General features: G+C 63.6%; 11 protein-coding genes. 8 read left to right on the top strand and 3 right to left on the bottom strand.

Annotation, left to right across the window (positions count from 1 at the left end):
• The first annotated feature begins 202 nt into the window (after positions 1-202).
• From cobF to N2A41_RS31655, 5 genes are all read left to right on the top strand, one after another.
• A complete protein-coding gene (gene cobF, locus N2A41_RS31675) occupies positions 203-967 on the top strand; it encodes a precorrin-6A synthase (deacetylating) (protein ID WP_260111913.1) in 765 nt (254 codons plus the stop codon).
• Between the two features lie 72 nt (positions 968-1039).
• Positions 1040-2422 carry a precorrin-3B synthase gene (cobG, locus tag N2A41_RS31670; RefSeq protein WP_260111912.1) on the top strand — a complete coding sequence of 461 codons (1383 nt, stop codon included), beginning with the start codon at positions 1040-1042 and terminating at the stop codon, positions 2420-2422.
• Positions 2423-2424: 2 nt separating this feature from the next.
• Positions 2425-3057, top strand: a complete 633-nt coding sequence (locus N2A41_RS31665; RefSeq protein WP_260111911.1) for a precorrin-8X methylmutase — start codon at positions 2425-2427, stop codon at positions 3055-3057.
• Positions 3054-3785 carry a precorrin-2 C(20)-methyltransferase gene (locus N2A41_RS31660; protein WP_260111910.1) on the top strand — a complete coding sequence of 244 codons (732 nt, stop codon included), beginning with the start codon at positions 3054-3056 and terminating at the stop codon, positions 3783-3785. The genes N2A41_RS31665 and N2A41_RS31660 overlap by 4 nt, the downstream gene beginning before the upstream one ends.
• The gene (locus N2A41_RS31655; RefSeq protein WP_260111909.1) at positions 3782-4546 is read left to right on the top strand and encodes a precorrin-3B C(17)-methyltransferase; all 765 of its coding nucleotides are present in this window, start codon (positions 3782-3784) and stop codon (positions 4544-4546) included. The genes N2A41_RS31660 and N2A41_RS31655 overlap by 4 nt, the downstream gene beginning before the upstream one ends.
• Here N2A41_RS31655 and N2A41_RS31650 read toward each other — a convergent pair.
• Entirely contained in the window at positions 4510-5283 is a 774-nt protein-coding gene (locus N2A41_RS31650) for a cobalt-precorrin-6A reductase (RefSeq protein ID WP_260111908.1), read from the bottom strand. The two genes, N2A41_RS31655 and N2A41_RS31650, sit on opposite strands and share 37 nt — an antisense overlap.
• Here N2A41_RS31650 and cbiE point away from each other — a divergent pair.
• Both cbiE and cobM read left to right on the top strand, forming a co-directional pair.
• Positions 5282-6514, top strand: coding sequence for a precorrin-6y C5,15-methyltransferase (decarboxylating) subunit CbiE (cbiE, locus tag N2A41_RS31645; RefSeq protein WP_260111907.1), 1233 nt, complete (start codon positions 5282-5284; stop codon positions 6512-6514). The two genes, N2A41_RS31650 and cbiE, sit on opposite strands and share 2 nt — an antisense overlap.
• A gap of 4 nt (positions 6515-6518) precedes the next feature.
• Entirely contained in the window at positions 6519-7277 is a 759-nt protein-coding gene (gene cobM / locus N2A41_RS31640) for a precorrin-4 C(11)-methyltransferase (RefSeq protein ID WP_260111906.1), read from the top strand.
• 99 nt (positions 7278-7376) lie between these two features.
• Here the strand turns inward: cobM and N2A41_RS31635 are convergent, their stop codons facing one another.
• On the bottom strand, positions 7377-8189 hold the full coding sequence (locus N2A41_RS31635; RefSeq protein WP_260111905.1) for a TIM barrel protein: 813 nt from the start codon (positions 8187-8189) through the stop codon (positions 7377-7379).
• Positions 8190-8350: 161 nt separating this feature from the next.
• Positions 8351-9379, bottom strand: coding sequence for a LacI family DNA-binding transcriptional regulator (locus tag N2A41_RS31630; RefSeq protein ID WP_260111904.1), 1029 nt, complete (start codon positions 9377-9379; stop codon positions 8351-8353).
• Positions 9380-9516: 137 nt separating this feature from the next.
• Here N2A41_RS31630 and N2A41_RS31625 point away from each other — a divergent pair, with 137 nt between their 5' ends.
• On the top strand, positions 9517-10605 hold the full coding sequence (locus tag N2A41_RS31625; protein ID WP_260111903.1) for a fatty acid desaturase family protein: 1089 nt from the start codon (positions 9517-9519) through the stop codon (positions 10603-10605).
• Positions 10606-10611 lie beyond the last annotated feature (6 nt).

The raw sequence follows: 10611 nt of genomic DNA, 5'->3' as shown, positions 1-10611 counted from the left end.
AACACCCAATCCTTTTCGATGCGCTTTTCTGTCAACATAGCGTCAAAAAGCGTATCGAAAGTGACACGATTCGGGGTTTGCAGCAACAACAGGGCTCGGACGCCACCCACGGGGCCGGTTGGCCGCGGCCAACTCCCGTTCAGCCCTTGCGACGACGAGGCTTTTTCGGCAAGACCGCCAGGACTCAACGGGGAGTATCCGCGTGAAGCATATCCATATCATCGGCATCGGCACGGGCAACCCGGAGCACCTCACCATACAGGCGATCAACGCGATGAACGTAGCCGACGTGGTCTTCCTGCCGGTAAAGGGCGCCGGCAAGGAAGAGCTCGCCGAGATCCGGCGGGATATCTGCGAACGCTATATCACGCGGCCAGGTGGCAGGATTTCAGAATTCGCGGTGCCGCAAAGGCAGGCGGCAGACAAGACCTATGTGCAGAGCGTCGATACCTGGCACGGCGAGATCGCCCGCATCTATGGAGAGTTGGTCTCCGGTCTCCCGGATGAGGGCAGCGGCGCCTTTCTCGTCTGGGGCGATCCCAGTCTCTACGACAGCACGATCCGCATCATCGAACGCGTGCGGCGGGAAAGCAGCCTGGATTTCGATTACAGCGTCATTCCCGGCATCACCAGCATTCAGGCGCTGGCGGCCAGCCACAGAATCCCGGTCAACCTCGTCGGCAAACCGATCGAGATCACCACAGGGCGCAGGCTGGCGCAGGACGGGATTCTGGCCGACAGCACCATCGTCATGCTCGACGGCGAACAGGCTTTTGCCAAGATCGACGATCCCGATGCCGAGATCTTCTGGGGGGCCTATCTCGGCACCAAGGATGAGATCGTCAGAGCAGGGCGACTTGGCGACATCGCCAGCGATATTCTGACGCTCAGGGCCGAGGCCAGGCAACGGCACGGATGGATCATGGACATCTATCTCTTGCGCAAGGGACGGGATTTCGAGGAATAGCCAGTCCGAAGCCTTCCAGCATGCTTTGCCGGCCCGGCTACGATCATGTAAGAAGTGGCCAGAGGATCGAGAATGAGCATTAAGGCCGCAAAGGCGAGCGACAGGACGGGCGAGGCGGATCTGCACGGGCGCCCGGCGGCAAAGATGCGTAGACGCGGCGCCTGCCCCGCCCTTGCCGCGCCCATGCAGACCGGCGATGGTTTGCTGGTGCGGCTGCGGCCGGCCGGCGGCGCGTTGACGCTGTCGCAGTTCGCAAGCCTTGCCCGCTCCGCCGCAGCCCATGGAAACGGCATTCTCGAAATCACCGCGCGCGGCAATCTGCAGATCCGCGGGCTGCGCGCCGAGACCGTCGGACAGCTCGCTGACGATATCGATGCCGCCGGGATCATGGTTCCGGTCGGACCAGCGATCGAGACATCGCCACTGCACGGCATCGACCCGGAGGAAATAAGCGATGCGGCCGCAATGGAAATGGCCTTACGCAGCACGCTCCACGATCTGCTCACCTCGCCGCGGCTCGCGCCGAAGCTCTCGCTTGTCGTCGATGGCGGCGGATCCTTCGGCTTGTCAGCACTTTCCGCCGATATTCGTATCGTCGCGCAATTCGGCGCAGACTGGCTTGTCGCGATCAATGGCGACGCTGAAACGGCAATGCCGGTCGCGAGCGGTCCTGCGAAGGCGGCGATATCAGCCGTTGGCGAAATTCTGAGCCTGTTGGCGGCCCTCGGGCAGGGCAGGCGGGCAAGGTATATCGATCCGGCGCTTCTGCGGGCGCGTTTTCCCGCGATGGATGGCATTCAGGTCATTCCGTCGCGCGCGGCAGGGATGCCGCTTGCCGGCTCGCACCGGCTTGAGGACGGCAAAACCATACTCGGCGTCAGGCCGGAATTCGGGCAGATGAGAGCGTCCGATCTGGTCGCTTTGCTCGATCTGGCAAAGGCCCGGGGCGCAACAGCCATCCGACTTGCGCCTGGTCGCGGTTTTTTCTTCATCGGGCTTTCCGCCGATACAGTGCCGGCTATGCAGGTGGCCGCCGCCGGACATGGCTTCAGCACCCAGCCCGGCGAGAAAACCGAACATATCGCCGCCTGTGCCGGCGCCGGCGCCTGCGGCTCCGCTTTCTACGAGACCCGAACTCTGGCGCGCCGGCTCATTGCCGTAGCACCTGCCCTTTTCGACGGTTCGCTGACGCTGCATCTATCCGGCTGCGCCAAGGGCTGCGCTCATGCCCGGCCGGCGCTGACCCTGACGGGCTCGGCGGAAGGTTATGGCCTCATCCTCAATGGGCTTGCGGCGGATCTGCCGGTCGAACGGATCGCTGGCGGTCGGATCGATTTCGCTATAGAGAGGCTCGCCCGGTCCATCGAAGACAACAAAGACGCTGGCGAATCGACCGCCGCCTGCCTTACACGGCTTGGCGCAACCGGCGTTTCGAAGGCGCTGCGACAGGAATAGGAATGCCAGACTACGATTATATCCGCAGCGGCGATGCGATCTACGAGCGTTCCTTTGCCATTATCCGTGCCGAGGCCGATCTTTCGCGCTTCACCGACGATCAAGCCGAAATCGCCGTGCGCATGATCCATGCCTGCGGGCTGGTCGAGGCGGCGGAGCATTTCCTGTTCTCCGCCGATTTCGTCAGCGCGGCGCGCGACGCGCTGAAGGGTGGGGCGCCGATTTTCTGCGACGCGGAAATGGTGTCCCAGGGCGTCACCCGGGCGCGGCTGCCGGCGCTCAACGAGGTGATCTGCACGCTGCGCGATCCCGCGACACCGGAGCTTGCGCGCGAGACCGGCAATACGCGCTCGGCGGCCGCCATCCATCTTTGGCTCGACCGGCTCGGCGGCAGCGTTGTCGCGATCGGCAATGCACCGACCGCCCTCTTCCATCTGCTCGAACTCCTGCGCGACGGCGCCCCGAAACCCGCAGCGATCCTCGGCATGCCCGTGGGCTTCGTCGGCGCGGCGGAATCGAAGGATGCGCTGGCGGAAAATTCCTACGGCGTACCCTTTGCCATCGTCCGCGGCCGGCTCGGCGGCAGCGCCATGACGGCAGCCGCCATCAATGCATTGGCGAGGCCGGGCCTATGACGACAATCGGCCGTCTTATCGGCGTCGGCACGGGTCCCGGCGATCCGGAGCTCCTCACCCTCAAAGCCGTGCGCGCCATCGAAGGCGCTGATGTGATCGCCTATTTCGCCAAGCAGGGCAGGGGCGGCAACGGCAAGGCGATCGTCGAGCCGCTGCTGAAATCCGGGGTGACGCTGCTGCCGCTCTATTATCCGGTGACGACCGAGATCGACAAGAACGACGAACGCTATCAGAGGCTGATCACCCAATTCTACGATCTGTCTGCCAAAGCGGTTGCCGGGCATCTCGATGCCGGGCTGACTGTCGCCGTTCTCAGCGAAGGCGATCCGCTCTTCTACGGCTCCTATATGCACCTGCATGTCAGGCTTTCCACACGCTACCCGACGGAAGTGATCCCGGGCATCAGCGCCATGTCGGGCTGCTGGTCGCTGGCGGGCATGCCGATCGTCCAGGGCGACGACGTGCTTACCGTACTGCCCGGTACGATGGCCGAGACCGAGCTGACGCGCCGCCTTGCCGATACGCAAGCCGCCGTCATCATGAAGGTCGGCCGCAATCTGCCGAAGATCCGCCGGGCGCTGGCAGCGGCCGGCCGGCTTGCAGAAGCCGTCTATGTCGAGCGCGGCACCATGGCGAATGCGGCGATGGAAAAGCTTGCCGACAGGACCGATGGCAATGCGCCGTATTTTTCGCTCGTGCTGGTGCCGGGCTGGGAGGGCAGCCGATGACCGGCAGGCTTTTCGTGATCGGCACCGGTCCCGGCAACCCCGAGCAGATGACGCCGGAAGCTTTGGCCGCTGTCGATGCGGCGACGGATTTCTTCGGCTACGGGCCTTATCTCGACAGGCTGCAGCTCCGCCACGATCAGCTGCGGCATGTCTCGGACAATCGCGAGGAGCTCGACAGGGCGGGGGCAGCACTCGCCATGGCAGCGGATGGCGCCAAGGTCTGCGTCGTCTCCGGCGGCGACCCCGGCGTCTTCGCCATGGCGGCCGCGGTCTGCGAAGCGATCGAGAACGGGCCGGCCGCGTGGCGCGCGGTCGATCTCACCATCCTGCCCGGCATCACGGCTATGCTGGCCGTGGCGGCAAGAGCAGGCGCTCCGCTTGGCCACGACTTCTGCGCCATATCGCTGTCCGACAATCTAAAGCCTTGGAATATAATAGAAAACCGTCTTGTATTGGCAGCAAAGGCGGGCTTTGTCATCGCGCTCTATAATCCGATCAGCCGGGCGCGGCCCTGGCAGCTTGGCGAAGCCTTCAAGCTGTTGCGTGACCATCTGCCTGCCGCAACGCCGGTTATTTTCGGGCGGGCAGCCGGGCGGCCCGACGAACGCATCGCCGTCCAGCAGCTGTCGCACGCAGATGCGTCGATTGCCGATATGGCGACCTGCATCATCATCGGCTCGGCCGAGACACGCATCGTCACGCGACTAGGCAGACTGGACCTCGTCTATACGCCGCGTTTCATGGCGGGAGGGAACAGGTGATCGATCGCCGCCAGCGCCGCCTCGACAGTGTCGACCGCCTTGACGATCCGGGCCGGTGCGCGCGCGACCATCATCACCTCGATACCGAGCAGGCGGGCTGCCTCGATCTTCGCATAGGTGGCGGCACCGCCGCTGTTCTTGGCGACGATGACGTCGATGTCGTGCTGCCTCAGCAGATCGCATTCGCCTTCCAGCGTGAACGGACCACGCTCGAGGACATAGTCGACATTATCAAGCGCAAGCGGCGGTTCGACGGGATCGACGCTGCGAACGAGGTAGTGATGCTGCGGTGCGGCTTGCGCATGATGGGCACCCTGCCGGCCCGTCGCCAGGAAGACATGGCGGGGTGGGGAGGGCCCGAGCGCTTCGATGGCAGCCGGAATGCTCTGCACCTCCTGCCAGCGATCGCCCGGCCGGCGGTGCCATTCGGGACGACGCAGAGCGATGGCAGCAATGCCGGTGGTCTCGGCCGCAAACGCGGCATTGGCCGAAATGCGCTCGGCGAAGGGGTGCGTGGCGTCGATCAACAGACCATATCCGCCGGCCTTCAGGAAATCGGCAAGTGCGGCAGCGCCGCCGAAACCGCCGATGCGAACCGGAACAGGCTGCGTGGCCGGTTTTTCGGTTCGGCCGGCAAGCGACAACAAAACATCGCAATCATCACGCGCCGCCAGCGCCTCGGCCAGCAGCCGCGCCTCGCTGGTGCCGCCGAGGATCAAGATGCGGGGTCTTCCCATGTCTGATGTCTCTCCTGCGTCCGGCCAGCGCTGGCTGACTATTATCGGCATCGGCGAAGATGGTCCAGAAGGGCTGGGTGAGGAGGCGAAGAGGCTGATTGCGACAGCACTTGCCGTCTTCGGCGGCGCGCGGCACCACGCACTTGCTGCGCCGCTGATCACAGGCGAAAGACTATCCTGGCAGAGCCCGTTCGAGCGCTCGGTCGAAGCCGTCGTTAAAAGGCGCGGCACGCCTGTTGTCGTGCTCGCCTCCGGCGATCCCTTTCTCTATGGCGTCGGCGCAACGCTCTCCCGCCATGTGGCGGCGGAAGAGATGCGCACCATCCCGGCGCCCTCGGCTTTCAGCCTTGCCGCATCCCGCCTTGGCTGGCCGCTGCAGGAGGTCGCAACGATCTCGCTGCATGGACGGCCGATCGATCTGATCCGGCCGCAGCTGCACCGCGGACGGCGCATCCTCGCGCTGACTTCGGACGAAAAGGGGCCTGGCGATCTGGCTGCGCTGCTGACTGCCGCTGGCTTCGGTCAGTCGCGACTTACAGTGCTCGAGGCGCTTGGCGGCGCTCGGGAACGGCAAAGAAGTGTGGCGGCGGCGGATTTCGACCTCCTGGACATCGATCCCCTGAATGTCTGCGCACTTGATATCGCAGCAGGGGAGGGGGCACGCATTCTGCCCTTTACCGCCGGGCTCGAGGACGAGTTGTTCGAGCATGATGGGCAGATCACCAAACGTGAAATCCGGGCGATGACGCTTTCCGCACTCGCGCCGCGTGACGGCGAACTGCTCTGGGATATCGGCGCGGGATCGGGATCGATCGGCATCGAATGGATGCTTGCCGATCCCAGCCTCAAGGCAATCGCCGTCGAACAATCGCCGGAGCGGGCCGCACGTGTCGCCCGCAACGCAGCCGCCTTCGGCGTGCCTCATCTTGCTGTCGTCGAAGGTGCGGCACCCCTCGCGCTGAAAGACCTGCCGGAGCCGGATGTGATCTTCCTCGGCGGCGGCGGCAGCGAACCGGGTGTTGTCGATACCGCGATTGCCGCGCTGAAGCCGGGAGGGCGGCTCGTTGTCAACGCCGTGACGCTGGAAATGGAAGCGGTGCTGCTCGCCGAACATGCAAAACGCAGCGGCTTCCTCACACGGATCGAAATATCGCGCGCCCAGCCTGTCGGCGGCATGAGCGGCTGGCGGCCGGCGATGCCGGTGACGCAGTGGCGCTGGACGAAAGGATAACGAGATGACGGTGCATTTCATCGGCGCGGGACCAGGTGCTGCAGATCTGATCACGGTGCGTGGCCGCGATCTCATCGCCCGATGCCCGGTCTGCCTTTATGCCGGCTCGATCGTCTCGCCCGAACTGCTGCAATATTGCCCGCCGGACGCACGCATCGTCGATACGGCGCCGATGTCGCTCGATGAGATCGAGGCGGAATATCTTCGCGCTGCCGCGGCCGGCCAGGATGTCGCCCGGCTGCATTCCGGCGATCTCTCGGTCTGGAGTGCGGTCGCCGAGCAGGTGCGCCGGCTGCAAAAGCATGGCATCGACTATACGATGACGCCTGGCGTCCCGGCCTTTGCCGCCGCAGCCTCGGCGCTCGGCCGCGAACTGACGATCCCCGCAGTGGCCCAAAGCCTGGTGCTGACCCGCGTTTCCGGCCGCGCGTCGCCGATGCCGAACGACGAGACACTGGCGAAGTTCGGCGCGACTGGCGCCACGCTGGCGATTCATCTGGCTATCCACGCGCTGAAGCAAGTGGTCGAAGAGTTGACGCCGCTTTACGGCGTCGACTGCTCTGTCGCGATCGTCGTCAAGGCCTCCTGGCCGGACGAGCGCGTCCTGCGCGGCACGCTTGCCGATATCGAGGCAAAGGTTGCCGCCGAACCGATCGAACGCACGGCGATCATCTTCGTCGGCCCATCACTGGCAGTGGAAGATTTCCGCGAAAGCTCGCTCTATGATCCGGCCTATCAGCGCCGGTTCAGAGGCAGGGAATAACGTCAGGCGATTGGCTGCGTCAGCGCAGCCAATCTTGACAATCGTCCCCCGCCCAGTCCCGACGTCGATGGCGATGTCAGGCGACATTTCGCTCAGGTCTCAAACCCGCGCGCTGAGGTAATCCATGCTGGTACGAAGCGCACCGGCCGGGTCCTTGACCGCATGAACTTCCGCGGCAAAGGGTTCAAAGGAGAACGGACCCTTATAGCCCGCCTGCAGCAGCGCCCTGATCTGCCCGGCATTATCGAGCCGGTCGTCGCCGTCCACGAGAACGCGATGGGAATCGCGCATATCGGCAACGGAAACGGAGGGATCGCTGACCCCGGAAATGTGAACGAGGCCGGCCAGCTCAGGGAAGGTCGCCGCTTCGCCGGCAAGGTGGTGGTGGAAGGTGTCGTGGACAAGCCTGAAGCTCGATTCCGCACCGAGCTCCCTGATTGCCTCGGCCGCCTCGGTCTTCGAGCGCAGTGAGCAGATCTCGAAGCCGAGCGGCTCGACGAGACCGATAATGCCGGCTTCCTTGAGCATCGGCTTCAGCGCGGCCAGAGACTGACGCAGGTTGGCCTGCCGTTCGCCATCGGCGCAGCCGGTGCCGTCGTTCTTCGGAACGAGGACGAGCGCCTTGGCGCCGGACGCGCCGGCATAATCGATCAGTTCCTGCGCTTCGGCGGCTCTTGTCGCGTTCCATTCATTGAAGCGCTGCAGGGCATTGATCGAAATGATCGTCAAGCCATGGTGGGCGGCCGCTTGCCTGATCACCTCGGGCTTGGTGCCGTCGAGGATGGCATTGCCGGAAAGGTCGTTGCGGATCTCGACGGCATCGATGCCGAGCGATCTGGCCAGTGCGAAAAAATCGTCGATGGCAAGCGACGGTGCGGCCATATGGTTGAGCGCAAAACGGATCGAAGTCATGACTGCTATTTCCTCCTCATCTCCGCGTCAGGGCGGAGCGGTCCTCGTGAATGGGTCCGCGAATCTCTATCGGAATTCGCGTCGCAATCCATCCGCCATCGCCGGCGCCCGCTTTCATTGCTGAGAGAATTTCGAACGAAATGATGGAATTCCATCATTGCTTAGATGTTCTCCGAAATATGGATATCGAAAGGCAGGAAGAGCTGCCCGGGAACAGCTGTTTCACCGTTTTCGATGGCGGCCGTCATCAAGACCATCAACTCCTTACAGAGAGCGGGCAGGGGGGTGCCGATCGCCATAGCGACGATATCGTCGGCAAGGCCGGCTTTGCTGTCGGGCGTCAGCTCGTTGACCACCAAGACGATCTTGCCGCCGACACCTTCTTCGCGGAATGCCGAAATTGCTCCCTCCATGCCGCCGCCGCAGACATAAAGGCCGACGAGATCGGGATGTTTCTGCAGGAGCGTCAACGTCGCCTCGTGGGTGATCTCGGGCGTGTCCAGATTGATCAGCGTGTCGACGACATCGAACTCAGGCGCATTCTCGCGAAAATAGGAGCGGAAGCCGATTTCCCGCAGCTCATGTCCGTGGAATCGGTGGCTGCCGACGAAACAGGCGATCTTGCCAGGCCCGCGTGCCGTGCGCGCAATCGTCCAGGCGGCGGTGCGCCCGACCTTGCGGTTGTTGACGCCGACATAGGCATCGCGCACGCCCGAGGCGAAATCGGAGAGCAGCGAGAACACCGGGATCCCTTTTTCCTTCAGGTCTTCGATGGCGGTCGTGACCGCAGGGTAATCGGGGGCGACGAGAGCAACGGCCTGGTTGCGGGCAGCGAGCGCCTTCAGCTTCTCGACGATCGCTGCCGGTGTCGAGGCCGAGGGAAAGTCGATCTGCGGCTGGATGCGCGCGCTCGTGACCGCGCGCGCTGCGGTTTCGATCTCACGCACGAAGCTCTGATAGAAGGGTTGCATCGGCTTCTGCAGCAGGAAGGCGAGCCTGTATTGCGGCAGATCCTCGAAGACGCGCTGTTTGATCAGGCCGACAGCGTGATAGCCGATCGACTGTGCTGCATCATAGACCCGTCGCGCCGTTTCCTCGCGCACACGGTGGCGAGCGTTGAGAACGCGGTCGACGGTGGCGACACTAACGCCGGAGGCGCGGGCGAGATCGGATATGGTGGGACGGCGCATCGGCGTTCCTGATGGATTCAATCATGAATGCAAGCCATTCTTGATGGCTTTTGATAGATTATATCAAGCCTGCATTGAGCGCTTTCCAAAGTCAACCTATTCTCCTGGGCAAGGGCAAGGGCAACGGGAGGCGGATAATGGCGACCCAGACGAAGAAACGTGACTACGACCTTCTCGGCGAAAGCGGCCGCACCGCCGTCGAGACGGGACTGGCGGCAGCCGAATGGTATCACACCGACATTCCGCGCAAGGAGATGAAGGCGCTGATGCAGCGCTCCGATGCGCCGGCGATCCGCGACACGATCATCTGGCTCGGCGCCATGGCAATCTTTGCCGGGCTCGGCATCTATTTCTGGGGCTCGTGGGTGGCCGTGCCCTTCTTCCTCGCCTATGGCGTGCTTTACGGCTCGGCCACCGACAGCCGCTGGCACGAATGCGGTCACGGCACCGCCTTCAAGACGCGCTGGATGAACGATGTCGTCTATCAGATCGCCTGCTTCATGATCATGCGCAACCCGGTGACCTGGCGCTGGAGCCATGCGCGCCATCATACCGATACGGTGATCGTCGGCCGCGATCCCGAGATCGCGGTGATGCGGCCGCCGGATCTCATCCGGGTGGTGCTTAATTTCTTCGGCATCCTCGATGCCTGGCATGCGGTCGTCGACATGCTGCGCAATGCCTTCGGCGGCGTCAGCGCGGCGGAAAAGACCTTCATCCCGGAGATGGAGCAGCCAAAGGCCATCCGCATTGCCCGCATCTGGCTGGCGATCTATCTCGCCACGATCGCTACCGCAATCGCCATGGGCTCGATCCTGCCGCTGGTGCTGATCGGCCTGCCGCGCCTCTACGGCGCCTGGCACCATGTGTTGACCGGACTGCTGCAGCATGGCGGCCTTGCCGACAATGTGACCGACCATCGGCTGAACAGCCGCACGGTCTATATGAACCCCATCAGCCGCTTCATCTACTGGAACATGAACTACCACGTCGAACATCACATGTTCCCGATGGTGCCTTACCACGCGCTGCCGAAGCTGCACGCGATGATCAAGCACGACCTGCCGGCGCCGAACCCATCGATCTGGTCCGGCTATCGCGAGATGATCCCGGCCTTCCTGCGCCAGCTGCGCAACGAGGATTATTTCCTGAAGCGCGACCTGCCGGCCACCGCGCGGCCCTATCGCGAGGAATTCCACAACGAGCTGGCCCCGGCCGCGCAATAAAGACAA

Source organism: Rhizobium sp. SRDI969, assembly GCF_025152725.1.
Taxonomy (GTDB): Bacteria; Pseudomonadota; Alphaproteobacteria; order Rhizobiales; family Rhizobiaceae; genus Rhizobium; species Rhizobium leguminosarum_I.
This window is presented reverse-complemented; position numbering and strand designations above follow the sequence as displayed.